This window comes from Sphingorhabdus wooponensis (assembly GCF_003933235.1).
GTDB classification, from domain to species: domain Bacteria; phylum Pseudomonadota; class Alphaproteobacteria; order Sphingomonadales; family Sphingomonadaceae; genus Sphingorhabdus_B; species Sphingorhabdus_B wooponensis.
Genome location: NZ_RWJI01000001.1, coordinates 555727 through 580814 on the forward strand (window position 1 = coordinate 555727; position 25088 = coordinate 580814).

Consider the following 25088-nt stretch of genomic DNA (forward strand, 5'->3'; position numbering starts at 1 on the left):
TGCTATGAAACTGCTCAAACTCGTTCGTGATGACACCAATATCGACTTTCTCAAATGGCGCGTATGGGCCTTTGCGATCAGCTTGGTTTTGATGGCGACATCGGTGGGCTTGGTCGCGACCAAGGGCCTTAATTTCGGCGTTGACTTCATCGGCGGCCAGATGATCCGCGCGACGTTCACGCAAAGCGCTACGGCGCCTGTGACCGAACTGCGCGAAACAGTCGGCAGCCTTGGCTATGGCGATCCGACAATTCAGCGTTTCGGCGCGGAAAATCAGGTTTCGATCCGCATGAAATTGCCCGAAGGCGCGGATAAAAATCCCGAACTCGCTAATGCGATGGCGGAAAAAATCACCAGCAAGCTGAAGTCCGATCACCCCGATGTACGGATTGACGGTGTCGACTCAGTATCCGGCAAAGTTTCGGAGGAATTGTTCGGCAAAGGAATATTGGCACTTCTGGCCGCAATGGCGGGCGTGTCTATCTATATCTGGTTTCGTTTTGAATGGCAGTTTGGTGTCGGCGCAATCTGGTCTTTGGTCCACGACGTAACGCTTACATTTGGGTTATTCTCGCTGACAGGCTGGGAATTTGACCTCAACATCATTGCCGCCTTGCTGACCATCATCGGCTATTCCTTGAATGATACCGTCGTTATTTACGACCGTATCCGCGAAAATCTGATGAAGTTCCGTAAGATGGAAATGGCGTCATTGTTGAACCTGTCGGTCAATGAAACCTTGTCCCGTACAGTGATGACCAGCGTATCGATTTCGCTGCCTTTAATCGTGCTGGTTCTTTTTGGACCGGATGTAATCTTTGGTTTCAGCATGGCGATGGCATTTGGTATTGTCGTCGGAACCTACTCATCCATTTATCAGGCGGCACCAATCCTGATTTGGCTCAAGGTTGGATCACATAGCTTCGTTCCGACCGATGAAGGTTCGGGTTCGATGGCAGAGCGGATAGGCGAAGACTTCGGCGCGCAGCCTTAACGGCTACAGTTTGCGGACCAAACGGACGGCTTTGGCAATCCATGCTGGGTCGTTCACGACCTGCTGACGTGCGCCTGCTTCCAGCGGCAAAAGGTGAAGCTTGCTAGCATCACGGCCAAGCAAGCGGCCAAAGATGAACCGTCCGCCCGGCCGCGGCACAAGGACATCCAAGTTTAGCGCAGACGCAAAATCGTCCGGTTGTAACTGCTCAAGCCATAATTCATCGCCGCGCCGATATTCACCCATTGACGCCGCTATGCGAAGCCCGACCATGCTTCCGCCGACATTAGGAACCATGATGCGCTCCGCCTGCGTTGGCGCATGGGTTCCATCCTCATGCAGCACCGCCGCGACAGGCAGAAATTGTTGGTCTGGCAGGGCAACGAGGTCGCTGGAATCCACGCCCAATGCCTCCGCAATACGGTTAATCCAGATGAGAGATAGCACGCGCATACCGGTTTCTAATCGGCCGATGGTTTGTGCCGTTGTTGGTGGATTGCAGCGTTCGGCCACATCAGCAAGCGTTAGGCCCTTCGCCCTTCGAACATCGCGAATTCGACTTTGCATGGCGCACTCCATTACCAAATAGGTTTTTTCTTTCCTACAATATTTACCACATGGCAAGGGTGATTCGAACAGTCAAAGGAGATTATCGATGCCCGCCAAATCCTGCTCGAGCCGAAAATTTCACGATCCGCGCATGTTAGTCGAACATCCGGTGGCAGAAAGTCGTACGACCCAGCGCACTGTTACGATTAACCTGTCTGAATCCCCTCTGTCGTGGCTGCACGCGCGCGGGCATCTGTCGAACCGACAAATGCTGGCTGGCGAGACATTGCGGGGGGATTATGAAACCGCTGCACTAGGGCCGCATGTAACAATGTCGTGGGAGAATATCCCGCGCAGTCGGCAAAAACGCAGTGCGCCATCAGGGCTGCATCGAACGGAAAGGATGATGCAGGCCAAACGTCGCTTTGACGGCGCGCTGAGCGCGCTTGGGCCTGATTTATCGGATATTGCATGGCGCGTCATTTGCGTTGGGGAAAGTGTGCCCGCGGCGGAGCGCGAAATGTCGTGGCCCGTGCGGTCGGGAAAGCTCGTGCTGAAAATTGCGTTGGACCGGCTTGCGGCTTTTTACCGCATTCCGGGCTAGGATGCAGAATCCTCGACCATCATAGCAAGTTCGAGCCAGCGTTCCTCAGCAGTATCCTTTTCGGCACGCAGGGCTTCGGTCTTGGCACTCAGCTCGGCAAAACGCGCTGGTTTTTGCGCGTACAAAGCCGGGTCGCTCATTTCCTGCTCCGCCGCGGCAATTTCGGCTTCAATGTCTGTTATACGCTTTGGCAAAAGGTCATAGTCGCGCTGATCTTTGTAAGTCAGCTTGACCTTCTTTGGTGCGGCCGGGGCAGGGGCGGCGGTCGAAACGAGCTTTTCGGACTTTTTTGCGGTGGGCTTATCCCGTTTGTCCCGTTTTTCTTCCCAATCAGCATATCCGCCTGCGATGATATCGACATGGCCTGAACCATCCAAACCTAGCGTCAAATTGACCGTCCGGTCGAGAAAATCACGATCATGGCTCACGATCAAAACCGTGCCGTCATAATCGGCGATAACCTCTTGCAGCAGATCCAGCGTTTCCAGATCAAGGTCGTTGGTCGGTTCGTCCAGTACGAGCAAATTGGCTTCCCGAGCAAATTCCCGGGCGAGTAAAATGCGCGATTGCTCTCCGCCGGATAAGGAACCGATCCGCGCCTCAATCAACGCGGGATCAAACAGGAATTCCTTAAGATAGCCCTGCACATGCTTGCGCACACCGCGCACATCGATCCAGTCGCTGCCATCGGCCAACACATCGCGCACCCGCTTTTCGGGTGTTAGCAATTTGCGTTGCTGGTCAATGACGATGCCCGTGAGCGTCGGCGATAATGTGATGCTGCCCGTGTCGGGTTCGGTCTCACCTGTTAGCATGCGGATGAGCGTGGTTTTGCCCGTGCCATTTGCGCCGACTATGCCGATACGGTCGCCGCGTTGAATGCGGAGCGTGAAATCCTTGATAATCGTACGAACGCCAAAGCTTTTGCCGACATTTTGCGCGCTGATGACTGTTTTGGTTTTGCTGTCATCGCTGGAAGCCGCGAGCTTGGCCGTTCCTTGCGGGCCTATCATAGCGGCTCGCGCGGCGCGCATTTCCCATAGTTTGGCCAATCGACCTTGGTTACGCTTGCGGCGTGCGGTTACGCCGCGTTCCAGCCAATGTGCCTCAATTTTCAACTTGGCGTCTAGGCGGTCTGCATTGCGGGCATCTTCGGCAAACACGCGTTCGGTCCACGCATCATAGCCCCCAAAGCCGATTTCATTGCGACGCAGTAGACCACGATCCAGCCAGAAGGTTTGCCGTGTTAACCGCGTTAAAAATGTCCGGTCATGGCTGATCACCATGAACGCACCGCGATAGCGGGTTAGCCATTCTTCCAGCCATTCAATCGCGGCAAGGTCAAGATGGTTGGTCGGTTCATCGAGCAGCAAAAGGTCAGGCTCGCTTGCCAGTGCGCGGCAAATCGCGGCGCGGCGCTTTTCCCCGCCGCTTGCCGTTTTTGCCTCACGATCCAAATTGATGCCTAATTGGTCGGCGATGGCGCGCACCGCATATTCGGGAGGGCCTTTTTCACCATGAATGGCAAAATCCACGAGCCGGTCAAAAGTGCTAACATCGGGATCTTGTTCGAGCATTACTATGTTGGTGCCAGGTGTGACAACGCGGTTGCCCTTGTCAGCTTCGACGGTTCCCGCCACCAGTTTCATCAATGTCGTTTTGCCAGCCCCATTGCGACCGATCAGTGCCAATCGGTCGCGCGCGCCGATAAACAAATCAATATCCTGAAACAGCCAACCGCCACCTTGTTGGAGCGCAAGATTTTCGAAGGCGAAGATGGGAGGTTGCGACATATGGGCTGGCGGATAGGGGGTAGCAACGGCAGGGGCAAGCCAGATTGTCCATCTATTGTTTTTTGTCATTTCTGGGAATGACAATGTGGTTGTTGACGATGGGCGAAGCTTCAAGCAAAGCCTTGTTATGCGCACAATATATCTTAACGGACATTTCGTCCCTGAAACGGAAGGCAAAGTGTCGGTGTTTGACCGAGGCTTCCTTTTTGCGGACGCTGTTTACGAGGTCGTCTCCGTGCTCTACGGCAAGCTTGTGGATTTCGACGGTCATGTGCAACGCCTTGCCCGATCACTTGGTGAAATTGGCATCATCGGTGCGCCAGACGCAGACGACTGGCTTGCAATCTGCCGCGAATTGGTTGCGCGCAATAATCTCAAAGAAGGCATGATTTATTGGCAAGTGACACGCGGTTCACCTGAAGACCGCGACTTTGTATTTCCCCCCGCCGATACACTGCCGACGGTTCTTGCCTTTACCCAATCCCGCACGCTTGCGGACAATCCATTGGCACAACGGGGCATTCGGGTGATAACCATGCCTGATTTACGCTGGGGTAGGGCGGACATCAAAACAACGCAATTGCTATATGCCTCCTTGATGAAAAACGAAGCGATTGCGCGCGGTGCGGACGACGCGTGGATGGAGCGTAATGGCTGGATCACCGAAGGCAGCGCGCAAAATGCACATATTATTACGCATGCGGGCGTTTTGATCACGCACCCACTTAATCGCGAAATTTTGCACGGCATTACTCGCGCATCGGTGCTACCACTTGTCGCGCAACGCATAGAAGAGCGGCCTTTTTCTGTAAGCGAGGCGGAACAAGCCGCTGAAGCCTTTGTGTCATCCGCCTCAGGCTTTGTGATGCCTGTGGTGCAAATCAACGGACAAAAAATCGGGAATGGTCAACCCGGTTCGGCAACCGTTCAGCTTCGCCGTGCCTATATCGATTGGGCACGCCGAACAGCAATCTAAGCGGATGGCGTTAAGCGGGAGTTTGATATGCGAAAATTGATTGTGGCAGCCATGCTGGTGACGTGTGGGCTGATGGCCAGCGGCGCGATGGCGACTGAGGTGCATATTACAACCGTTAATCCGGTCATTGACCTTACGATTTCCGAAACAGTCGAAACCCCGCCAGATATCGCCACATTTTCGACCGGCGTTCATACACTAGCGCCAACGGCCAGTGCAGCAATCCGCGCCAATAATCTGCAAATGGCATCTGTGGTTGCGCGGCTGAAGACGCTAGGCATCGCTGATCGTGATATACAAACCACGCAAATCAATTTGAACCAGCAATTTGACTATCGCGACGGGCAGCAGATTTTTAAGGGCTATCAGGCCTCTAACATGGTCAATGCCAAGTTACGCGATTTAACCAAGCTTGGCGCTTTCCTTGACGCGCTTGCGATCGACGGCGCGACTAATTTCAATGGACCAACATTTGGCATTGATAACGACAGCCGCTTTCGGGAAGCCGCCCGGGATAAGGTATGGGCCTCTGCCATGGCGCGTGCGCAAAGCTTGGCGCGCAAAGCAGGCTATAATGATGTACGGGTGTTACGCGTCGAAGAAACGGAAAATCAAGGGCGTTATTCACCAATGTCGATAGTCGTGCGTGCGTCTATGAACGGGGCGGCGGATAAAACTACACCGATAGCACCGGGGGAACTTAGCGTTGCAGCAAGCATGTCTTTCACATTTGAAATGGTGAAATAATGGATTTTGCCCGTCACGCAACGCGCGACCTAAGCGCGCCATTCACTGTGCGTTCAATGCTGGGCGCTTAGGGAGGCACGATGATTAACCGACTTGTCCTTATGTCAATGCTCACCAGCATCTTTGTGCTTAGCCCTGTTGCGGCCGATCCGCGTCGTGGGGAGCAGAATGAGGCGCGGCAGGATATGCGGGCCGGCAAGGTCAAGCCATTGCGCGAGATTGAGGCAAATATTGTGCCGCGTATGCGCGGAATGCAGTATCTGGGACCAGAATATGACCCAACCGCACAAGTGTATCGTTTGAAATTTATCGACCGCGATCGGGTTATCTTTGTCGATGTGGATGGACGGACGGGCGCTGTGCTTCGGCAACGGTGATAGGATTTTGTGGCGGTACGCTAATCTGCTAGCCATATCGCGATACAAAGAGTGAGAGTAAAAGGGAACGGCATGCGCATCTTGATCGTGGAAGACGAACCCAATCTGGGCAAGCAGCTCAAGTCAACACTGGAAGGGGCGGGCTATGCCGTTGACCTCTCGGTTGATGGAGAGGACGGCCATTATATGGGCTCCACTGAAAATTATGACGCCGTCATACTTGATCTTGGTTTGCCAGAAATTGATGGACTGACCGTTCTTGACCGCTGGCGCAAGGAAGGCAGGCAATTCCCTGTCTTGGTCCTCACAGCGCGGGATAGCTGGTCGGACAAGGTCGCTGGCCTTGATGCAGGTGCTGATGATTATCTTGCTAAGCCATTCCAGACCGAAGAATTGATTGCACGGTTGCGGGCGCTCATCCGCCGTGCGTCTGGTAATGCGTCGAGCGAGTTGAATGTTGGCAATGTGCGTTTGGATACGCGTTCGGGTCGCGTCACTCTCGATGGGCAGCCGGTGAAGCTGACGGCACAAGAATATAAGCTGCTGTCGTATCTGATGCACCACAAGGGCAAGGTTGTTTCTCGGACGGAACTGATCGAACATATTTATGATCAGGACTTCGATCGCGACTCTAACACTATTGAAGTTTTCGTGACCCGCATCCGCAAGAAACTGGGACAGGATGTGATTTCGACGATCAGGGGCCTTGGCTATAGCCTTGAGGAACCGGTGAGCTGAAACCGCCGGTCGCCATTATGTCCGTACCAAAGCCGCCGACATGGCGCAGCCAATTCCAAAGCACAGGTTCGCTTACCCGTCGGATGATTCTGACGGCAGCGGCTTGGATTACGATTTTGCTCATCGGCGGGGGCGCGGCGCTGGACCGTGTGTTGACCAATACGGTTGAACAGAATTTTGATACCCAACTCGAATATGTCCTCACCGCGATGATTGCTTCGGCGGAGATTGGCCCTGATGGCGAAATCCGCATGAACCGGCCGTTGGGCGACCAGCGTTTTCTGGAGCCGAACAGCGGGCTTTACTGGCAGATTACCGGTAAAGACGCGATGCCATTCCCTTCTCGCTCGCTTTGGGACCGTGCGCTGAACCCGCCTGTTAGTCACAATGATCAGGCAGTCCATTTTCGAAACAGTAATGAATTTCCTGACGAGCCGCTGCGTATCGCCGAGCGCTCTATTAAGCTTCCTGATTCCGATGTCGCTTGGACATTTATGGTGGCGCAGAGCCGCAACAGCCTTGATGCGCAAATTCGCGAATTGCGATCAGTATTGGTGACAAGTTTCTTTCTGTTGGCGCTCGGCCTTATCATTTTGGCGGCATTGCAGACATTTTATGGTCTTTGGCCATTGCGCGCGGTGCGTATGGCGATTGCGCAGATGCGCAGCGGTCAGGAAAGTCGGGTGATAGATGCTTTGCCAGATGAAGTGATGCCTATGGTCAATGAATTGAACGCCTTGCTCGACCATAATGAGAAGCAGGCGGAGGAATCACGCCGTCATGCGGGTAACCTCGCACACGCGCTGAAGACGCCGTTAACAGTGATTATGAATAGCGCGACCGCGCAAGCCCCTGATATATCAGAGACCGTGATCCGCGAAGCCACAACAATGCGGCGTCAGGTGGATCACCATTTGGCCCGTGCCCGCGCCGTTGGCCGACGAGGTCTCAGCCATAGCCGTGCGGTGGTCTGGGGCAGTTTGGAATCGGTGGAACGTGCGGTGGGCCGTCTCTATGCCCATGTCCGTCTCGATATGGCCGGAGACACCGCAATTGCCGCACGGGTCGAACGGCAAGATTTGGATGAAATGCTTGGCAACCTAATCGAAAATGCGGCCAAATATGGCGGCGGTAGCGTTTTCGTGACCGTTGAGGATGTAGGCGACTTTGTTGAAATAATCGTTGAAGATGACGGACAAGGCATCCCCGAAAGCGATCGGGAGCGGCTGTTTGATCGCGGTGCGCGGCTTGATACAGGTAAGCCGGGTACGGGGCTTGGCCTTGCGATCGTTCGCGACGTTGTCGAAATTTATGGTGGGACTGTCGCGTTAGAAAAAAGTGATGATCTCGGCGGGCTTTTGGTCAGGCTACGTTTGCCAAAAGCGACAAGTTAATTAACTTCCGTCGCGAATTTGCTGATGATGGCGAATAACCTCATCAATAATGAAGCGCAAAAATTTCTCGGTGAAATCAGGGTCAAGCTTGGCATCACGTGCCAATTGGCGAAGCCGTTGTATTTGATTTTCTTCACGCGCCGGGTCTGCTGGTGGCAGCGATGACTTTGCCTTAAATTCGCCAACGGCCTGGGTTATTTTGAACCGTTCGGCGAGCATGAAAACCAACGCAGCATCGATATTGTCGATGCTGTCGCGAAAGCGGGCGAGGGTGTCTGCGTCATTCATTGTTGCCATCTGTGCCGATATTGACCGCGACGGACAAGGGAAAATGCACCATTTGCACTTGCCTATCCACGCTGCGCGCGTCACAGCGTGCGCATTATGACTGCAACTATCCACAAAATCGGCGGACATCAGGCGCCTTCGCTCGATCCAATTCTGAAATTGGTCGCACCGGGCATGAATAAGGTCAATGCGGTGATTCTGGACCGTATGCAGTCGGAAATCCCTCTTATTCCCGAGCTGGCGGGTCATCTGATTGCCGGTGGTGGCAAAAGAATGCGGCCAATGCTCACTTTGGCCTGCGCGCAGCTGTTAAATTATCCAGGCGACCGTCATCACAAATTGGCCGCAGCCGTAGAGTTTATTCACACCGCAACGTTGCTGCATGATGATGTTGTAGACGGCAGCGATATGCGGCGCGGCAAAACTGCTGCCAACCTGATTTTCGGGAACCCTGCTGCAGTGCTTGTGGGCGACTTTCTGTTCAGCCGGTCATTTGAGCTGATGGTCGAAGATGGTTCGCTCAAGGTTCTTAAAATCCTGTCAAATGCGTCGGCGGTTATCGCAGAAGGCGAAGTGAATCAATTGACCGCGCAGCGACAAATTTCGACGACGGAAGAAAAATATCTCGACATCATTGGCTCGAAAACGGCGGCGTTATTTGCTGCCGCGTGCCGCATCTCCGCCGTCGTCGCTGAAAGCGGTGATGCACAAGAAATGGCGTTGGATGCCTATGGCCGCAATCTTGGTATTGCATTCCAGCTTGTCGATGATGCAATCGACTATGTTTCCGATGGCGCGACCATGGGCAAGGACAGCGGCGACGATTTCCGCGATGGCAAAGTCACCCTACCTGTGATCCTCGCGCATTGCCGTGGCAACGCCGAAGAGCAGAAATTCTGGCGCGACGCGATGCTTGGCAATCGGGTGAGCGACGCCGATTTGGCGCATGCCTGCGCATTATTGCGCACGCATCGTGCCATTGATGACACTTTGGATCGGGCACGGCATTATGGTCAGCGCGCGATTGATGCGATTGCACATTTCTCCGCAGGCGAAGCTAAATCTGCGCTGACTGAGGCAGTGGAATTCGCAATAGCCCGCGCATATTGACGGATGAAGCGGTGCCGTCCGCGTTGAACATGTCCGAAGTATTGCCCGTCATGGCGGTTATGCCCGATTTGCTGGCATCGTTGCGCGCGGTCCCCAACGCCGTTCTTATTGCCCCGCCGGGTGCTGGTAAAACCACTAAGGTCGCACCAGCCTTGTTGGAAGAACCATATTGCAGCGGCCAGATCCTGCTACTGTCACCGCGCCGCTTGGCCGCGCGCATGGCGGCGGAGCGTATATCCGAAAATTTGGGAGAAACGGTCGGCGGGCAGGTTGGTTATGCGACACGGCTTGATAGCAAGCATGGTCCTGACACCCGCATATTGGTGATGACCGAGGGCATTTTCCGCAACCGGATTATTAGTGATCCTGAGTTATCAGGTGTATCGGCGGTTTTGTTTGACGAAGTTCACGAGCGCAGCATCGATAGCGATTTCGGCCTCGCGCTGGCGCTGGAGGCGCAAGCGGCTTTCCGGCCCGATCTGCGCTTACTGGCAATGTCAGCTACGCTGGATGGATCGCGTTTTTCGACATTGATGGACAATGCGCCTGTGCTGGAAAGCGAAGGCAAAAGATGGCCTCTGGAATATCTTTATGTCGGCCGCAGGACCGAACTGCCGATTGAAACCGATATTGTGCGTATATTGCGTCAGGCGCTGTCGGAGCAGCAGGGTGATATATTAGCTTTCCTCCCCGGCGTGCGTGAAATTGACCGTGCCTTTGACGCTTTGGGTGATTGCGGTCCTGATATTGTTGTGCACAGGCTGCATGGGCAAATTGATCCGGTGGACCAACGGCTTGCGGTTCGCCGTGATGCGAAAGGCCGCCGCAAGGTCATTTTCGCAACAAACATTGCCGAGACCAGCCTGACTATCGATGGCGTGTGTGTTGTGGTTGACAGCGGCCTTGCACGGCGTGCGCGCTTTGACCAAGCGGCAGGCGTCACGCGGTTGGTAACGGAACGGGCGAGCCTGTCTGCCGCAACACAACGCGCGGGACGTGCGGCGCGACAACAAGCTGGTGTTGCCTATCGAATGTGGGAGGAGGCGGGCAATGGTGGTCTGCCGCCGTTTGACCCTCCGGAAATACTTGAGAGCGACCTTGCGCCTTTGTTGATTGATTGCGCACGCTGGGGCGAGAATGATCCTGCGAAACTCCGTTGGCTTGATCTGCCGCCTGCCGCTGCTGTTCAGCAGGCACGTAAGCTATTGATGTCGGTGGAAGCGTTGGACGCGCAAGGACGGATTACGGCTCATGGGACCTCGCTTGCCAAGCTGCCTTTGCCGCCGAACCTTGCGCATATGGTGTTGAGTGCGGCCCATAGGGGGCAAGCAGAGGACGCAGCGATGTTGGCAGTCCTTTTGCAAGAGCGGGGCTTGGGCGGGCAAAGTGAGGATATTGATGCACGCTACGAACGCTTTGTAGGAGAACGCGGGGCAAAGGCAGAAGCGGCACGCAAGCTGGCACAGCGCATTGCGCGGCTGTGCAGTGGTAAAGGCGGGCTCGCTCCCTTGAGCATCGGCGGGTTAATCGCCACAGCATTTCCTGAGCGCATTGCGAAGCGTCGCGACGCCAAGGGCGAGAAATGGATCAGCGCAATGGGGCGTGGGCTTCAGCTTGACGCGGCATCACCTCTCGCAAGCGCGGAATGGCTTGCCGTAGCCGATTTACAAGGCGCGGCATCGGGCGCGCGTATATTGTCGGCAGCGGCGTTGACCGAAGCGGAAATTATCGGGCGATTTGCACATCGGATTACCAGTCAGGAAACATTGTCCTACGACAAAAATGCCGACCGCGTGGACGCACGCGTGCAGCGGAGGCTTGGTGCGATTGTGCTTAGCGAAGGGCACGTTGAAAAGCCTGACTCTGCAGCTGTTGCCTCCGCTTTGTTGGCTGCCGTGCAAGACATGGGAATAGATATACTGCCATGGTCGGCCTCGGCACGCACACTTCGGGAACGCGCGCTGTTTGCCGGTATTGCAGCGTTCAGCGATGAAGCATTGGCGCACAGCGCGCAACAATGGCTTCTGCCTTTGCTTGGTAAGGTAAACCGCTTGCGCGATGTTGCACAATCGGGTCTGGCGCAAGCGTTAGACAATTTGCTCGGATGGGACGCGCGAACTCGCATTGACCAAATCGCGCCCGCTTCGTTCAAAAGCCCCGCCGGAACCGCGCATGATATCGATTACAGAGCCGAAGCTGGCCCAACGGTCGAATTGCGCGTGCAGGCCTTGTTTGGCCTTGATACGCACCCGTTGGTGGGCATTGACCGCATACCGCTGGTTTTGAGCCTCACTTCTCCTGCAGGTCGCCCTATTCAGACCACGCGCAACTTGCCTGAATTTTGGCGCGGAAGTTGGCGTGATGTCGCCAAAGAAATGCGCGGTCGTTACCCCAAACATAATTGGCCCGACGCGCCATGGGAAAGTGTCGCCAGTCTCAAGACCAAAAAAGCACAAGCGCGCGAGACACCCCGCAACGCTTGACGACTCAGATGCTGTTCGGGCAAGGCGGTGGCGAATTAACCGTCAGGAAACACAGTATGTCCGCCCGTATCTTTCAACGCCCCAAAAATGCCATGCAGTCGGGCAGTGGACGCCGCGAATGGGTGCTGGAATATGTGCCCGCAGAACCCCGCAAAGCGGACCCGCTGATGGGATGGGCGGGATCAGGCGATACGCAAGCGCAAGTGCAGTTAACTTTCCCAAGTCTAGACGCCGCGCGCGCATATGCGGAGAAAAAGGGCATTGCCGCGACCTTCATCCCAACGCCGCCTAAAACGCTAAAGCTTCAGGCTTATGCGGATAATTTCCGTTAAGCGATCATTCCGGGCAGCATCAGCAGCTTGACGTCCATGACGAAGCCCCCCGCGCGTTTTTCCTGAACAAAAGTTGGCAAGTCGGCCAAGGAAACGCGGTGGACGGTGATATTCTCACCATCAACGCCGCCACCATCGCTCACCTTCCTTAGACCGCGCGCACGGACGAGTGAGAAGCTTTCGCTGACCATGCCAGGTGAGGAAAAATATTCGCCGACGATTTCCAAATGGTCTGCACGATAGCCGGTTTCTTCTTCGAGTTCGCGAGCGGCGGACATCAGCGTGTCCTCACCTTCTTCATGGTCACCAATTAGACCTGCGGGCAGTTCAATACAATTTGCGCCAAGCGGAACGCGATATTGCTCGACAAGCAGAACATGGTCATCCTCCATCGCTAGGATCACCGCCGCCTTGATACCGCGCGCACGACTGACATATTCCCATTTTCCGCGTGTCTTAGCCGTGATGAAGCGCCCTTGCCACATCACGGTTTCCGCCTCGTCTTGTGGGATCATAATTCGATAAGCCTGTCGGGAAGTTCGTTGGGATTTTCAGTGCCCTTGGGAAAATGCTCGGCCAAAACAACACCCATTTGTGCCACCGCGGCAGCAACACCAGCGCCGGGATGTCCGGCCTTCACCTGATCCAGCAAGGCAATCATTGCGTCACCCCAAATCTCTGGGGCAACCTTGGACGCGATAGCCTCGTCAGCCAAGATTTCCGCGCGATGCTCTTTCATCGACAGATACAAAAGTATGCCCGTTCGGCCCATCGTTTTGGATTCTGCTCCGACCTTGAACAGGCTCATGGCCCGGCCACGGACGCGTGCCAGCTTTATCGCTTTAGGCGTGAGGGCCAGACGTAGGGGCATCCATTTTAGGATGAAACATGTGCCGATCCATTTGAGGGCAACGGCAGTTAGTAGCAGGGCAAGATACTCACCCGTCGAATAATCATGGCCCCATCCACCCGAAAGGCCATTGATCAAGCCAATGTAAAACTCTGGCAACGTTACATATGTCGCCAAGGCAATGAATGCGACGGCGCTGGCCCATGCCATGGGAATGTCATCATAATGGTCCGAAAGATCCGTCACAATTGTCACGATTTCGCCGCTTGTATGTTGTTCCGCCTCCGCGACAGCAGCTGTCACCAGAGCATGGTCGGCTGCGCTCATCTGGCTGATTTTACGTAATGCCATATCAAATAATCCTACCAGCCACCTGACGCGCCGCCTCCGCCGAAGCTGCCGCCTCCGCCGCCAAAGCCACCAAAGCCGCCGCCTCCAAAACTACTGCCGCCACCAAAGCCGCTGCCACCACCCCAGATGATGACTGGCCCCATGCCGCCGCGCCGATGCTTACGTCCGCCGCCATTCATCGAACGGAACATTGGCAGAAATACAAAGAAGATGAGGAAGAGCACAAAGACGATCGCGCCAAAAGGGCCACTTTCATCGCGCTCACGGGGTTGCTGCGCTGCGCTGGCGATCTTCGCTGCCTCTTCAGCGGGAAGTTCAAGTTGCGTTACGATGCGGTCAACGCCCGCATGTATGCCACCTGCAAAATCGCCGGCCTTAAAACGTGGCGTGATGTCGTTACGAATGATCGTCGAGGACAGGCCGTCGGTCAGTATGGGTTCCAGACCATAGCCCACCTCAATCCGCATTCTGCGTTCATTGGGGGCAATAATCAGAATGGCGCCATTGTCCTTCTCGGCTTCACCTTTGCCATCCTGACCCAATGCCCATTCCCGACCAAGCCGGTAGCCATAATCGGATATTTCATAGCCTTCGAGACTGCTCAGCGTTGCTACCACCAATTGCCGTTTGGTGCGGGTTTCCAGTCCGGCCAGCTTGGCAGTGAGCGCGGCTTCTTGCTGTGGATCAAGTAGATCTGCTTGATCCACAACGCGGCCGGTCAGTTTCGGAAAATTTTGCGCAACTGCTGCTTGGCCTGTGAGGGCCAGCAGCAGAGCAATCATGAGGCCAAGGGCCTTATTCATATGCAATTCCCCAAATTGGCCTTAGGCCGCGGGCGCCATGTCCAGCGTTGGTGCGGTCTCGGCACCTTGTGTTGTGGCTTGATAGGGAACCATCGGTTTCGCGCCATGGATGATTTTTGCGCCAATGATGTCGGGGAATGTACGGATGGTGGTGTTATAACCGCGTACCGCTTCATTATAATCGCGCAGCGTAATGCGGACGCGGTTTTCCTGACCTTCTAACTGGTCCTGCAATTTCAAATAGCCTTCTTGGCTTTTCAACTGCGGATATTGTTCAACCGAAACGAGCAAACGCGAAAGGCTACCGGACAATTGGTTCTGTGCCGCCTGAAATGCTCTCATCTTTGCAGGGTCGTTTAAGTCTTCAGGGTTGACCTGAATATTGGGCGAGGTGGCTTGCGCACGTGCCTGTATGACTTCCGTCAGAGTTTTGTTTTCCTGCGCAGCCGCGCCTTTGACGATATTGGCTAAGTTGGGAATGAGGTTTGCGCGCTCTTGAAACGCGGCTTGCACATCAGCCCACTTCGCCTTGGCATTTTCTTCAGCCGTTGGAACGCTGTTGATACCGCATCCGGCTAACGAAGCCGCAGCAACGGGTAACAGAAGAAATTTCATATAAGTCTTACGCATCTAAAGAGTTCCTCCATTTGGCAAATTGCCGAGAAAAACAGCCCTTTATCGGGCGTGTGTTATATACATAAGGCGCGCTATAGGCTTTCGCAATGATTGCTGTCATTTGCGCGATGAAATTTACCAACATGGTTTGATGATGAATTTGCTTCGCTTTGGCACTATTTTCTGATGTATTGCGAAGCTGGACTTAGCGGTGGGCGCATTATTGCTGCACAGGTCACTTTACGCATAAAAGCAAATTGGGGGGTAGGATGAAAAAATGGATATTCGGGGTTTTGCTGGTCATAGCATCGGCAGCGGGCGGTTTCTGGGTCAGCGCGGACAAGGATATGAAAGCGCTCATTTCCCATCTACCGACAGACGCTAACGTGCTGTTCTGGAGTGTAGAGCAACGCGATGCGGCGTTTCGCACGATGGACCGAATCCCCATCCTTGCAAAAGCAAATGTCATTGCGAAAGGCGACAAGGTATATCCCTTGCCCCAAGGTACGCCACTTACGATTGATACGGATGTCGATGCGTATATGAAGGCGCAGCGTACAGCGGGACTTGTCATCATTCATGATGGCAAAGTGCGGATGGAAAAATATGGTCTCGATTTTGACGCTCAGGGCAAATGGACCAGCTTTTCTGTCGCGAAATCCTTCACCTCAACCTTGGTCGGCGCAGCCATAAAAGACGGCTATATCAAAAGCATCGATGATAAGGTTTCCGCTTATATCCCCGATCTAAAAGGATCGGCTTATGATGACGTCACCATCGCGCAATTGCTGACGATGACGTCCGGCGTAAAATGGAATGAGGATTATGAAGACCCCAAGTCCGACGTTGCCTTATTTAACGCGCACAAAGCTGAAAATGGTATGGACGTAACCGTTAGCTATATGCGCAATTTGCCGCGTGAGGCGCCTGCCGGCACTAAATGGGTATACAAAACCGGCGAAACCAATTTGATCGGTGTGTTGGTCAGCTCGGCGACAAAGAAGACTTTGTCCGCTTACCTGTCCGAGAAGCTATGGGCACCATTTGGCATGGAGCAGGACGCAAGCTGGCTATTGGGTGCGACCGGCCATGAAATCAGCGGCTGCTGTATCCAGGCATCAACGCGTGATTATGCACGTTTTGGTATGTTTATGTTGGGTGGAGCGAAGGTCAACGGCATAAGCATCTTGCCTGACAACTGGATCGCGCCTGCGACTAGTAAGCAAGCTGACATCGCTATGCCCGGCAAAGGCTATGGCTATCAATGGTGGACTTATGACGATGGCAGTTACGCCGCCCAAGGCATTTTTGGTCAAGGCATCTTTATTGACCCTAAGCGCAATCTTGTGATTGCATCGAACAGTAACTGGCCCAAGGCAACGGATCCCAACACGGTCGGTGTGCAGCGGGAAGCTTTTTATAAAGCGGTTCAAGCGGCGGTTGATGCAGAAGCCAAGTCACGCGCTAAATAGCTATTCTGCGGTGCAAAATAATTGCGATTTGTCGCAACTTAATTGCGCCGCAAGGCGTAGAAAAAAGGGGCTTTTCTAAGTCTTTATATTAGTTCAGCATAACGGCTTCACAGACGGGTTCTCAGTAGGAGATTAGCTATGGATTTTAAGACATTTTTGCACGCAGGTAGCAACCGGCGCGCGATGCTGAAGGGCATGGGCGTTGCAGCTGTCGGATTTTCCTTAACCGGTGCGCTTGCAGGATGTGGTGAGAAAGAAGCGGCAAAACTTGCCAATGGCGAAGCGGCCAAGCTGAATTTTTACAACTGGGACACCTATATTGGCGAAACCACGTTGGAAGATTACAAAGACAGCGCTGGCGTTGACGTGAATATGACCTTGTTCGCCAGCAATGACGAATTATTTGCGAAATTGCGCGCAGGCAACCCAGGCTATGACGTTATTGTGCCATCCAATGATTTTGTGGAGCGTATGGCCGCTGCGGATATGTTGGTTGAAATCGACAAGGCACAGATCCCCAATTTCAAGAACATCGCGCCAGAGTATCAGGATGTGCCTTATGATCCTGCGCGCAAATATTCCATGCCGTACACATGGCTGGCGCTTGGCATTGGTTATCGTAAGTCCAAGGTGAAGTCAGTGCCAGATAGCTGGAAAGTTCTATTCGACAGCGATGAATATAAGGGGCGCATTGCTGTGCTGTCTGAGGCCGGCGATATGTTCCGGTTATATGGCAAATATTTGGGTAAATCGGTCAATGGTCTGACCGATGCTGATCTCAAAATGATTGAAGCGATGATGATCAAGCAAAAGCCAAACATCAAATCCTTCCATGAAGACAATGGGCAGGATCTGTTGTTGAAGGGCGAGGTTGATCTTGTGCTTGAGTATAATGGGGATATTGCCCAGATTATGTCGGAAGACCCCGACATTGGCTTTGCCATTCCCAAGGAAGGTAGCCAGTTGAACTCGGACAATCTGTGCATTCCAAAGGGTGCGCCGCATCCGAAAAATGCCCATGCATTCATTAACTATTTGCTGGATGCCGAAGCGGGCAAGAAAATAACTGAAACAATCCTGTACCCAACACCCAATGCGGCGGCAAAGGCGCTGATGCCCGATGATTATAAAAATAATCCGGTCATTTTCCCGCCCGCCTCTGTTCTTGCGAAATGCGAATACGCCAAATTCAATCCAGAGCTGCAGCCGAAATATGAGGAGGCGTTTACCCGCGTTCGGGCGGCTTAATTAATGTCAGGGCCGATGCAGGACTGGGAAAGCCAGAAGAAGCCATTTGCTGCCGTTGCTACGGCACCGGTGTTCTGGCTTGCCTTGTTCTTCATCGCGCCCATGACAATCGTCTGGCTCTACAGCTTTGGGCAGAATGCTGGGCCTGCCGACATTGATATTTCCGGCACGCTCGACAATTACAAACGCGCGACCGAATGGTTGTATCTCTCGATCTTCCTTAAAAGCCTTGCGGTGGCCGCGCTCACCACATTGATTTGCCTTATCGTCGGATTTCCCGTGGCAATGGCCATTACCTTTGCCGCACCGAAGTGGCGGCCTTGGCTGCTGCTGGGTATCATGCTGCCCTTTTGGACCAACCTGTTGATCCGCACATATGCTCTGATGGCGTTGATGGGCACCAACGGTTACATGAACAAGGGACTGGGCGGGCTGTGGGAGGGGGCAAGCTGGCTGCGAACTTTGGTCGGTATGCAACCGCTTGAGGCATGGACGCCCGTACAGTTGCTTTACAATAATTTCGCGGTGGTGTTCGGGCTGGTCTATGTGCATCTGCCCTTCATGGTATTGCCCTTATATTCGGCGCTCGACCGGCTGGACAAAAGCCTGATTGAGGCCAGCCTTGATTTGGGAGCAGGCCATTTCAAAACCTTTATGCAGGTCGTAGTGCCTCTCGCTGCACCGGGTATTGTTGCGGGGGTTATGATCACCCTCATCCCGGCTCTCGGAGCCTATTTGACCCCTGACCTGATGGGCGGCACTGATAGCCAGATGATTGCAAATGTTATCGAGCGTCAGTTCAAGCGTGCCAATGACTGGCCGTTCGGTGCGGCTTTGTCCTTCCTGCTGATTTACGCAATGTTCATTTTGATTGCGCTGCAATCGATGCGGTCGAACAAAGTGAAGGAGGCGCGTTGATGTTTAACCGCACCGCCATCGCCCCACTCGAATATACCCGCAAGCTATGGATGCGCAGTTGGGTGGGGCTGACCATGCTGTTCCTTTATGCGCCGCTTATTGTCCTGATGATTTTTAGCTTCAACGACAGCAAGCGCAATGTCGTGTGGAAAGGTTTCACGCTCAAATATTATGAAAAGGCGCTGAACAATGACGGTCTGGTGGAGGCAATGGTCAATTCGCTCACCATCGCGTTTTTGGCGACCATCGTGAGTTTGGTCATCGGTGCGTTGGCCGCAGTCATGCTGTGGCGCTTTCGTTTTCCGTTTAAGGGGTTGGTTGAAGGCACGATGTCATTGCCGATCATCGTTCCTGAAATATGCCTTGGTGTCGCATTTTTGATCTTCTTTGCCAAAATTGACTGGCCAACTGATCTGCCTTGGCCGTTAAACCTATCGGCCATTACTATTGCGCACATCACCTTCTGCTTTCCCTTTGTTGCCATGGTCGTTCGCGCACGGTTGGCGAGTTTCAACAAGGAAGAGGAAGAGGCTGCAAAAGATCTTGGTGCAACCGAATGGCAAGCGTTTCGCGACGTTCTGCTGCCTCATTTAAAGCCGTCTTTAGTGGCAGGCGCTTTGCTCGCCTTCACACTTAGCCTCGACGATTTTGTTATCACCTTTTTTACCAGCGGTCCCGACACCATTACTTTCCCAGTAAAAGTATATTCGATGGTACGCTTCTCGGTGACGCCAGAGGTCAATGCCGCGTCAACCATCCTCATCATTCTCACTGTAGTCCTGACCTTCATCGCCCTTAGATACCAGGGTGTGAAGGGCATATCGGATGCCCATTGAGATGCGCCAAGCCGTCCACGGAACACTGATATGACTGAAACCAAAGAACCCATCATCCAAATCCGCAATGTGTCCAAACGTTTTGGCAAGGTAACGGCGGTCGACAATATCAGTCTAGACATTCGCGCTGGTGAATTCTTCGTTCTGCTTGGTCCTTCGGGCTGCGGCAAGACGACCTTGTTGCGGATGATTGCCGGGTTTGAATTGCCCACGGAAGGCCAAATCCTGATCGATGGACAGGATATGAGCCTTGTCCCACCGAATAAGCGCCCCGTTAACATGGTGTTCCAAAGCTATGCCGTGTTCCCGCATATGAACGTGACCGAAAATGTTGGCTATGGCCTGCGTATATCAGGCGTGTCGAAGGGCGAGATTCGCGACCGCGTGGCCGAGGCGCTTGAGTTGGTGAAGCTGGGCGGGTTTGAGGATCGTATGCCCGACCAAATGTCAGGCGGGCAACGTCAACGCGTTGCGCTTGCACGCAGCTTGGTCATGCGGCCCAAGGTATTGTTACTGGATGAGCCGCTTTCCGCGCTCGACGCAAAATTGCGTGCGCAGATGCAATTTGAACTGGCGGATTTGCAGGACAAGGTCGGCATCACTTTCGTGACCGTCACCCATGACCAAGACGAGGCGCTGTCGATGGCAAGTCGGGTTGCTGTGATCAATAAAGGTGAAGTCGCACAACTCGCACCGCCATCAGATCTGTATGAATATCCCGCCAACCGGTTCGTGGCGGATTTTGTAGGTTCGGTGAACATATTTGAGGGCACGCTGACGCTGGACGAGCCTGATAAGGCTGCCGTCGACTGCCCGGGCCTTGGCAAGGTTTACCTGAATCACGGTGTTACGGGACCGCATGGTGCAAATGTCTGGATCGCATTGCGGCCCGAAAAAATTTACCTGCATGTCCCCGGTGAAGGCAAAGCCGTCCGTGCCGCGGCGCAAGATGCGCCAGACGGCCACAATCTCGCGCGCGGCACGATTAAGGGTATGAGCTACCTTGGCGACATCACGCTGTATGATATTCAGCTTGAGGGTGGCCAAATCATCCGCGTCAGCCGCCCGAATCTGTCCCGCCATGACCAAGAAGACTTCACTTGGGATGACAAGGTCAGCATGCACTGGCGTGCCGACAGCCCGGTTGTTTTATTGAGTTAGAGGGCTAGCCCTCAATTGTCCGCAGCGGGCGCAGGCCGCAGATCGATCAATGTGACGATGATATTGCTGCTTTGGGTTCCATCTTGGGTTTTCGGCATGCAAAAGCGGTATGTTGACCCTGCTGACATCATGTTCAGGCTTTCGCGGAAAATTGGTGATGCTTGGCGCAAAGGGATTTTTTCCCATTCGCTTTTTTGCTGAACAATGCCCGTATTGGCGTCAAAAATGGTGAAGTCGACAAGCGCCATGTCGCCATCGACTGGCTTTTTACCCGCGGCGGATTTTACGATTTCGAAACCCAGGCCAGTTGCGGTGGATTGCGAACAGCTGCGTTCGGCGACTGGAATGACGGGCTTTGGTGGCGGGTTAGTGAAGGAGAGAAGGTCAACTTCAAATACCAGATCAGCGTTGGCGGGAATGGGACCAGTGCCCGCTGCGCCATAGCCTAGTGCCGCAGGGATGCAGAGGCGGTAGCTGCCGCCGACTTGCATCAATTGTAGGCCCTGCGCAAATCCGGGAATGACGCCGCCAACGGAGAATTGAGCCGCTTGGCCGGAGTCAAATTCAGTGCCGTCTGCGGACAGCATGCCTTTATAATTCACGGTGACCTTGGATTCGGCATTTGGCCGATCATCATTGCCCGGCTTGATGACAGTATAGGACAAGCCTTCGGCTGTTGCTGTTGTGCACGAAAGTACAGGTGGCTTGGGCTTAACTGCAACTGGCGCTGCGGCCTGTGCAGGTGTAAATTGCAGGAGCAGGGCGGGGGTGATGGCAGCAAATGCGGCGCGCTTAAGCATATGTGATTTCATGATTGTCCTCGGTAAAGGTTAGACGTGGTTTGTCTAGGTAACCGGAACAGTTACCCAATTGCCCGCAATTTTGGCTCCGCCTCATCCAGCGACTTGTGAATGATGCCGACAAGCTCGTCAATTTGAGTGGTGCTGATAATCAATGGTGGGCACATCACGATGCTGTCGCGAATGCCGCGCACCATGAGGCCGTTGCGGATGCAAATATCGCGAACGAGCGGTCCTGCTGTACCCTCTGCACAGCCAAAGCGCGCGCCTGTTGCCTTGTCCGCAACAACCTCGACGGCGCCAAGCAAACCAACGGAGCGCGCTTCGCCAACCAAAGGATGGTCGCGTAACGGTGCCAGCGCCTTGGCAAGATATGGCCCAGTTTCATTGCGGACCTTGTCGATTAGGCCCTCGCGTTCCATGATCTCAATATTGCGCAACGCGACGGCGGAGGCGACGGGGTGGCCGGAATAGGTATAACCATGGACGAAATCGCCACCGGTCTTGATTACCTTTACGATTTCCGCGCTGACTGCAACGGCGGAGATGGGCAGATACCCTGACGAAAGGCCCTTGGCCATGGCGATTATGTCAGGCTGGATGCCCATAGTCTCATGGCCCCACATATTGCCAGTGCGCCCAAAGCCGCAGATGACCTCATCACAGACCAAAAGTATCCCATATTTGCGGCAAATCGCCTCGACCTGCGGCCAGTAATTGGCAGGTGGAATGATAACGCCGCCTGCACCTTGTACGGGTTCGCCAATGAAGGCCGCGACATTTTCAGGACCGACTTCCAATATCTTGTCTTCAATGGCCTTGGCGCATGCGGTGCCAAAATCCTCCGGCGTCATGTCGCGGCCTTCATTATACCAATAAGGCTGGCGCACATGCTCTATGCCAGCCATTGGCAATATGCCAGGTGCGGGGAAGCCTTGGCCATGCATGGCCTTCATACCGCCCATGCTGACGCCAGCGACTGTAGAGCCATGATAGGCATTATGCCGGCTGATGATGATGGTGCGGCTATGCTCGCCCTTCACTTGCCAATAATGGCGGACCATCCGCAATATGGTGTCATTGGCTTCGGAGCCGGAGCTGTTGAAAAAAACATGCGGCAGGCGGCCACCCGTCAGGCTGGCAATCTTGTCCGCCAGCATGATTGCAGGCGCGTTCGCGGTTTTGAAGAAGCTGTTATAATATGGCAGCTCCAGCATTTGTTCGCGCGCGACCTCAGCCAATTCGTCACGGCCATAACCGACATTGACGCACCATAGGCCAGCCATGCCGTCCAATATGCGGTTTCCGTCGCCATCGTGAATATAGCAGCCTTCGGCATGGGTGATAATCCGGCTGCCGCCCAGATCCTCTATTTCCTGCCAATCGGCTTGTGCAGGCAAATGGTGGGCGATGTCCAAACGGCGAAGTTCGGCGATGTCGTAATTGCGTGGCATGTCTATGTCCCTAAGTCTTGTCGTCGCACCATCTTTGGCTGGTGCTTATTTCGTCTCGCGGTTTGTTCCGAGACGCGCGATAGCCCCAGCCTTTGTTGGGGTGAGGATGCATTATGGCGAAAAGCCTATCCGCGCTTGATAGCGATTATATCGGGTCACTTTTGTGTTCACAGATCGCCCCTTAACGCTTTTCCCAAAAGGTGAAAATAGGTTTGCGAATCTGGGTCATTTTCTGTCTCCCATTCGGGGTGCCATTGCACCGCGAGCAAAGGCGCGCCATTGGGCCACGCGCTATAGGCCTCCACCAAGCCATCAGGTGCGCGGGCCTCGACATTTAGTCCGTCTGCTAACCGGCCAATGCCCTGATAATGGACCGAGTTTACGTTCAATGCGCCTTTGGCATAAGCGCTGGCCAGTATGCCGCCATCGGTAAGATCGACCGCGTGGCGATGGTCAAACATTGCGTCAAACGGGACATCATCTGGCGCATGGTGGCGAAGGAGGGTGTCATTAACGCTGGTGTCCCGGCGTAAGCTGCCGCCCAAAGCGACGTTGATTTCCTGAAAACCCCGGCAAATACCAAATACCGGCTTTTGCGCATCAATCATGCGCTCAACCATTGACATGGCAATCTCGTCCCGACCGTCATCATAAGGTCCGTCACCGCCATCTTCGCCATACAGCCGAGTTGCGACGTTCGATGGGCTACCCGTCAGTAAAATGCCATCTATGCGTGGCGCGACGTCGGCGGCGGTCATCAGGTCGGGCAGGGAAGGGATAATCAACGCTGCGACATCGGCATAGGTCATAGCCGCGCGCATATAGCGGTTCATAACGGCTTGGGCGACTTCGCTGCCGACGGCACGGTTACAGGCGATAATACCCAGAACAGGACGTGCCGTCATAAAAGGCTACCGATCCACGCGCTCATCCTGCCGCTCCGATCAGCTCCCGGCCAATCAGCATCCGCCGAATTTCATTTGTGCCCGCGCCAATGTCGAGCAATTTGGCATCGCGCCAATAGCGCTCGACGGGCCAATCCTTGGTATAGCCAGCGCCACCAAGGGCCTGAATCGCTTCGCCAGCAACCTTCACTGCGCTTTCGCTGGCGAGCAGGATTGCACCCGCCGCATCAAAGCGCGTGGTCTGCCCGGCGTCACACGCCCGCGCGACATTGTAGACGTAGCTGCGGGCGGAATTGAGTGCGACATACATGTCGGCGACCTTCGCCTGCATAAGCTGGAAACTACCAATGGGTTTGCCGAATTGCTTACGTTCGCGCACATAAGGCAGAACCACATCCAAACAGGCCTGCATCACGCCCAGCTGAAGTCCGGCGAGCACGACGCGTTCATAATCCAGACCCGACATTAACACGCCGACGCCGCCATGTAGCGGGCCCATAATCTGTTCTTCGGATACGAAGCAATCGTTGAACACCAGTTCCGCCGTAGGCGAACCACGCATCCCTACCTTGTCGATTTTCTGGCCAATGGAAAAACCTTCCATGCCTTTTTCAATCAGAAATGCGGTAATGCCGCGCGACGCGGCCTCGGGCGCTGTCTTGGCATAGACAACCAAAGTGTCCGCATAAGGCGCGTTGGTGATCCAAAATTTGGTGCCGTTTAGGATATAGCCGCCCTGAACCGCTTCGGCCTTCAGCTTCATCGATACAACGTCCGACCCGGCACCCACTTCGGACATGGCAAGGCTACCGACATGCTCGCCCGAAATCAGCTTGGGTAGATATTTCGCCTTTTGCTCTGGGTTTGCCCAGCGGGCGATTTGGTTGACGCACAGGTTGGAATGCGCGCCGTAGGACAGGCCAATCGAGGCCGAAGCACGGCTGACTTCTTCAACCGCGACAACATGTTCCAAATAGCCAAGGCCGAGGCCACCATCGGCCGCATCAACGGTTATGCCATGCAAGCCAAGTTCGCCCATGGCACCCCACAGCTCGTCCCTAGGAAACCAATCATCCGAATCGATTTTGGCTGCGAGCGGCGCGATTTTGTCGGTAGCAAAACGCTTCGTCGTTTCGCGGATCATGTCGGCATTATCGCCAAGGGCAAAGTCTAATGTCATGCTTGTCATGGCCCTGCTCTGCCAGTTAATTGCATGTGCTGCAAGCATAGGACTAGCCAGTGGGCGACCTTTTGCTTACCGCTCATCGGATGTTTTTTAAGCGAGCGAAT

26 protein-coding genes are annotated in these 25088 nt (G+C 54.3%); 15 read left to right on the plus strand and 11 right to left on the minus strand.

Features of this window, described 5'->3' with window-relative positions:
* The first annotated feature begins 4 nt into the window (after positions 1-4).
* Positions 5-994: a protein translocase subunit SecF gene (gene secF, locus D7D48_RS02845; RefSeq protein WP_125229857.1), complete on the plus strand. Its 990-nt coding sequence runs from the start codon at positions 5-7 to the stop codon at positions 992-994.
* A 3-nt stretch (positions 995-997) separates the two neighbouring features.
* Here the strand turns inward: secF and D7D48_RS02850 are convergent, their stop codons facing one another.
* A complete protein-coding gene (locus D7D48_RS02850; RefSeq protein WP_125229858.1) occupies positions 998-1561 on the minus strand; it encodes a helix-turn-helix domain-containing protein in 564 nt (187 codons plus the stop codon).
* 88 nt (positions 1562-1649) lie between these two features.
* Here D7D48_RS02850 and D7D48_RS02855 point away from each other — a divergent pair, with 88 nt between their 5' ends.
* Positions 1650-2147 (plus strand): DUF6456 domain-containing protein, encoded by a 498-nt coding sequence (locus D7D48_RS02855; protein WP_245964312.1) that lies wholly within the window; start codon positions 1650-1652, stop codon positions 2145-2147.
* On the opposite strand, the gene D7D48_RS02860 is transcribed toward D7D48_RS02855, so the two are convergent.
* Complete coding sequence (locus tag D7D48_RS02860) at positions 2144-3940, minus strand: ABC-F family ATP-binding cassette domain-containing protein (RefSeq protein WP_125229859.1); 1797 nt, start codon at positions 3938-3940, stop codon at positions 2144-2146. The genes D7D48_RS02855 and D7D48_RS02860 overlap by 4 nt on opposite strands.
* 127 nt (positions 3941-4067) lie before the next feature.
* Here D7D48_RS02860 and D7D48_RS02865 point away from each other — a divergent pair, with 127 nt between their 5' ends.
* The 5 genes from D7D48_RS02865 to D7D48_RS02885 all read left to right on the plus strand — a co-directional run bounded on the left by D7D48_RS02865 (position 4068) and on the right by D7D48_RS02885 (position 8172).
* Positions 4068-4916, plus strand: a complete 849-nt coding sequence (locus tag D7D48_RS02865; protein ID WP_125229860.1) for a D-amino-acid transaminase — start codon at positions 4068-4070, stop codon at positions 4914-4916.
* A 27-nt stretch (positions 4917-4943) separates the two neighbouring features.
* Complete coding sequence (locus D7D48_RS02870; protein WP_125229861.1) at positions 4944-5663, plus strand: SIMPL domain-containing protein; 720 nt, start codon at positions 4944-4946, stop codon at positions 5661-5663.
* 80 nt (positions 5664-5743) lie between these two features.
* Positions 5744-6040 carry a hypothetical protein gene (locus D7D48_RS02875; RefSeq protein ID WP_245964313.1) on the plus strand — a complete coding sequence of 99 codons (297 nt, stop codon included), beginning with the start codon at positions 5744-5746 and terminating at the stop codon, positions 6038-6040.
* Positions 6041-6112: 72 nt separating this feature from the next.
* Positions 6113-6778: a response regulator transcription factor gene (locus tag D7D48_RS02880; RefSeq protein ID WP_125229862.1), complete on the plus strand. Its 666-nt coding sequence runs from the start codon at positions 6113-6115 to the stop codon at positions 6776-6778.
* Positions 6779-6861: 83 nt separating this feature from the next.
* The gene (locus D7D48_RS02885; RefSeq protein ID WP_125230852.1) at positions 6862-8172 is read left to right on the plus strand and encodes a sensor histidine kinase; all 1311 of its coding nucleotides are present in this window, start codon (positions 6862-6864) and stop codon (positions 8170-8172) included.
* Here the strand turns inward: D7D48_RS02885 and D7D48_RS02890 are convergent, their stop codons facing one another.
* The gene (locus D7D48_RS02890; protein WP_125230853.1) at positions 8173-8460 is read right to left on the minus strand and encodes a chorismate mutase; all 288 of its coding nucleotides are present in this window, start codon (positions 8458-8460) and stop codon (positions 8173-8175) included.
* A 96-nt stretch (positions 8461-8556) separates the two neighbouring features.
* Between D7D48_RS02890 and D7D48_RS02895 the strand changes: the two genes are divergently transcribed.
* The 3 genes from D7D48_RS02895 to D7D48_RS02905 are packed head-to-tail and all read left to right on the plus strand — an operon-like array spanning position 8557 to position 12385.
* Positions 8557-9570 (plus strand): polyprenyl synthetase family protein, encoded by a 1014-nt coding sequence (locus D7D48_RS02895; protein ID WP_125229863.1) that lies wholly within the window; start codon positions 8557-8559, stop codon positions 9568-9570.
* A 29-nt stretch (positions 9571-9599) separates the two neighbouring features.
* On the plus strand, positions 9600-12053 hold the full coding sequence (gene hrpB / locus D7D48_RS02900) for an ATP-dependent helicase HrpB (protein WP_125229864.1): 2454 nt from the start codon (positions 9600-9602) through the stop codon (positions 12051-12053).
* A gap of 56 nt (positions 12054-12109) precedes the next feature.
* The gene (locus D7D48_RS02905; RefSeq protein ID WP_125229865.1) at positions 12110-12385 is read left to right on the plus strand and encodes an ETC complex I subunit; all 276 of its coding nucleotides are present in this window, start codon (positions 12110-12112) and stop codon (positions 12383-12385) included.
* Here the strand turns inward: D7D48_RS02905 and D7D48_RS02910 are convergent.
* From D7D48_RS02910 to D7D48_RS02925, 4 genes are read right to left on the minus strand one after another with little or no spacing between them, the layout of a single operon-like run.
* Positions 12382-12900: an NUDIX hydrolase gene (locus tag D7D48_RS02910; RefSeq protein ID WP_245964315.1), complete on the minus strand. Its 519-nt coding sequence runs from the start codon at positions 12898-12900 to the stop codon at positions 12382-12384. The genes D7D48_RS02905 and D7D48_RS02910 overlap by 4 nt on opposite strands.
* A complete protein-coding gene (locus tag D7D48_RS02915; RefSeq protein WP_125229866.1) occupies positions 12897-13586 on the minus strand; it encodes a TPM domain-containing protein in 690 nt (229 codons plus the stop codon). Before D7D48_RS02915 ends, D7D48_RS02910 begins: the two co-directional genes overlap by 4 nt.
* A gap of 11 nt (positions 13587-13597) precedes the next feature.
* On the minus strand, positions 13598-14389 hold the full coding sequence (locus D7D48_RS02920; protein WP_125229867.1) for a TPM domain-containing protein: 792 nt from the start codon (positions 14387-14389) through the stop codon (positions 13598-13600).
* A 21-nt stretch (positions 14390-14410) separates the two neighbouring features.
* On the minus strand, positions 14411-15019 hold the full coding sequence (locus D7D48_RS02925) for a LemA family protein (RefSeq protein ID WP_245964316.1): 609 nt from the start codon (positions 15017-15019) through the stop codon (positions 14411-14413).
* 254 nt (positions 15020-15273) lie between these two features.
* Between D7D48_RS02925 and D7D48_RS02930 the strand changes: the two genes are divergently transcribed.
* The 5 genes from D7D48_RS02930 (at position 15274) to D7D48_RS02950 (ending at position 20639) form a co-directional block, all read left to right on the plus strand.
* On the plus strand, positions 15274-16476 hold the full coding sequence (locus tag D7D48_RS02930; RefSeq protein WP_125229869.1) for a serine hydrolase domain-containing protein: 1203 nt from the start codon (positions 15274-15276) through the stop codon (positions 16474-16476).
* Positions 16477-16614: 138 nt separating this feature from the next.
* Complete coding sequence (locus D7D48_RS02935; protein ID WP_125229870.1) at positions 16615-17724, plus strand: ABC transporter substrate-binding protein; 1110 nt, start codon at positions 16615-16617, stop codon at positions 17722-17724.
* Positions 17725-17727: 3 nt separating this feature from the next.
* Positions 17728-18642: an ABC transporter permease gene (locus D7D48_RS02940; protein ID WP_245964317.1), complete on the plus strand. Its 915-nt coding sequence runs from the start codon at positions 17728-17730 to the stop codon at positions 18640-18642.
* Positions 18642-19478 (plus strand): ABC transporter permease, encoded by an 837-nt coding sequence (locus D7D48_RS02945; RefSeq protein WP_125229871.1) that lies wholly within the window; start codon positions 18642-18644, stop codon positions 19476-19478. The genes D7D48_RS02940 and D7D48_RS02945 overlap by 1 nt, the downstream gene beginning before the upstream one ends.
* A 30-nt stretch (positions 19479-19508) precedes the next feature.
* Complete coding sequence (locus D7D48_RS02950; protein WP_125229872.1) at positions 19509-20639, plus strand: ABC transporter ATP-binding protein; 1131 nt, start codon at positions 19509-19511, stop codon at positions 20637-20639.
* Positions 20640-20650: 11 nt separating this feature from the next.
* On the opposite strand, the gene D7D48_RS02955 is transcribed toward D7D48_RS02950, so the two are convergent.
* The 4 genes from D7D48_RS02955 to D7D48_RS02970 all read right to left on the minus strand — a co-directional run bounded on the left by D7D48_RS02955 (position 20651) and on the right by D7D48_RS02970 (position 24987).
* A complete protein-coding gene (locus D7D48_RS02955; RefSeq protein WP_245964318.1) occupies positions 20651-21451 on the minus strand; it encodes an FKBP-type peptidyl-prolyl cis-trans isomerase in 801 nt (266 codons plus the stop codon).
* A gap of 50 nt (positions 21452-21501) precedes the next feature.
* Positions 21502-22893 carry an aspartate aminotransferase family protein gene (locus D7D48_RS02960; protein WP_221738618.1) on the minus strand — a complete coding sequence of 464 codons (1392 nt, stop codon included), beginning with the start codon at positions 22891-22893 and terminating at the stop codon, positions 21502-21504.
* Between the two features lie 167 nt (positions 22894-23060).
* Complete coding sequence (locus D7D48_RS02965; protein WP_125229874.1) at positions 23061-23798, minus strand: gamma-glutamyl-gamma-aminobutyrate hydrolase family protein; 738 nt, start codon at positions 23796-23798, stop codon at positions 23061-23063.
* A gap of 22 nt (positions 23799-23820) precedes the next feature.
* The gene (locus D7D48_RS02970; RefSeq protein WP_125229875.1) at positions 23821-24987 is read right to left on the minus strand and encodes an isovaleryl-CoA dehydrogenase; all 1167 of its coding nucleotides are present in this window, start codon (positions 24985-24987) and stop codon (positions 23821-23823) included.
* Between the last annotated feature and the right edge of the window lie 101 nt (positions 24988-25088).

Bases quoted from the DNA above. Each gene is read 5' to 3' on its own strand.
- secF (WP_125229857.1), top strand. From the start codon at position 5: ATGAAACTGCTCAAACTCGTTCGTGATGACACCAATATCGACTTTCTC.
- D7D48_RS02850 (WP_125229858.1), bottom strand. From the start codon at position 1,561: ATGCAAAGTCGAATTCGCGATGTTCGAAGGGCGAAGGGCCTAACGCTT.
- D7D48_RS02855 (WP_245964312.1), top strand. From the start codon at position 1,650: ATGCCCGCCAAATCCTGCTCGAGCCGAAAATTTCACGATCCGCGCATG.
- D7D48_RS02860 (WP_125229859.1), bottom strand. From the start codon at position 3,940: ATGTCGCAACCTCCCATCTTCGCCTTCGAAAATCTTGCGCTCCAACAA.
- D7D48_RS02865 (WP_125229860.1), top strand. From the start codon at position 4,068: ATGCGCACAATATATCTTAACGGACATTTCGTCCCTGAAACGGAAGGC.
- D7D48_RS02870 (WP_125229861.1), top strand. From the start codon at position 4,944: ATGCGAAAATTGATTGTGGCAGCCATGCTGGTGACGTGTGGGCTGATG.
- D7D48_RS02875 (WP_245964313.1), top strand. From the start codon at position 5,744: ATGATTAACCGACTTGTCCTTATGTCAATGCTCACCAGCATCTTTGTG.
- D7D48_RS02880 (WP_125229862.1), top strand. From the start codon at position 6,113: ATGCGCATCTTGATCGTGGAAGACGAACCCAATCTGGGCAAGCAGCTC.
- D7D48_RS02885 (WP_125230852.1), top strand. From the start codon at position 6,862: ATGATTCTGACGGCAGCGGCTTGGATTACGATTTTGCTCATCGGCGGG.
- D7D48_RS02890 (WP_125230853.1), bottom strand. From the start codon at position 8,460: ATGAATGACGCAGACACCCTCGCCCGCTTTCGCGACAGCATCGACAAT.
- D7D48_RS02895 (WP_125229863.1), top strand. From the start codon at position 8,557: ATGACTGCAACTATCCACAAAATCGGCGGACATCAGGCGCCTTCGCTC.
- hrpB (WP_125229864.1), top strand. From the start codon at position 9,600: ATGTCCGAAGTATTGCCCGTCATGGCGGTTATGCCCGATTTGCTGGCA.
- D7D48_RS02905 (WP_125229865.1), top strand. From the start codon at position 12,110: ATGTCCGCCCGTATCTTTCAACGCCCCAAAAATGCCATGCAGTCGGGC.
- D7D48_RS02910 (WP_245964315.1), bottom strand. From the start codon at position 12,900: ATGATCCCACAAGACGAGGCGGAAACCGTGATGTGGCAAGGGCGCTTC.
- D7D48_RS02915 (WP_125229866.1), bottom strand. From the start codon at position 13,586: ATGGCATTACGTAAAATCAGCCAGATGAGCGCAGCCGACCATGCTCTG.
- D7D48_RS02920 (WP_125229867.1), bottom strand. From the start codon at position 14,389: ATGAATAAGGCCCTTGGCCTCATGATTGCTCTGCTGCTGGCCCTCACA.
- D7D48_RS02925 (WP_245964316.1), bottom strand. From the start codon at position 15,019: ATGCGTAAGACTTATATGAAATTTCTTCTGTTACCCGTTGCTGCGGCT.
- D7D48_RS02930 (WP_125229869.1), top strand. From the start codon at position 15,274: ATGAAAAAATGGATATTCGGGGTTTTGCTGGTCATAGCATCGGCAGCG.
- D7D48_RS02935 (WP_125229870.1), top strand. From the start codon at position 16,615: ATGGATTTTAAGACATTTTTGCACGCAGGTAGCAACCGGCGCGCGATG.
- D7D48_RS02940 (WP_245964317.1), top strand. From the start codon at position 17,728: ATGTCAGGGCCGATGCAGGACTGGGAAAGCCAGAAGAAGCCATTTGCT.
- D7D48_RS02945 (WP_125229871.1), top strand. From the start codon at position 18,642: ATGTTTAACCGCACCGCCATCGCCCCACTCGAATATACCCGCAAGCTA.
- D7D48_RS02950 (WP_125229872.1), top strand. From the start codon at position 19,509: ATGACTGAAACCAAAGAACCCATCATCCAAATCCGCAATGTGTCCAAA.
- D7D48_RS02955 (WP_245964318.1), bottom strand. From the start codon at position 21,451: ATGAAATCACATATGCTTAAGCGCGCCGCATTTGCTGCCATCACCCCC.
- D7D48_RS02960 (WP_221738618.1), bottom strand. From the start codon at position 22,893: ATGCCACGCAATTACGACATCGCCGAACTTCGCCGTTTGGACATCGCC.
- D7D48_RS02965 (WP_125229874.1), bottom strand. From the start codon at position 23,798: ATGACGGCACGTCCTGTTCTGGGTATTATCGCCTGTAACCGTGCCGTC.
- D7D48_RS02970 (WP_125229875.1), bottom strand. From the start codon at position 24,987: ATGACAAGCATGACATTAGACTTTGCCCTTGGCGATAATGCCGACATG.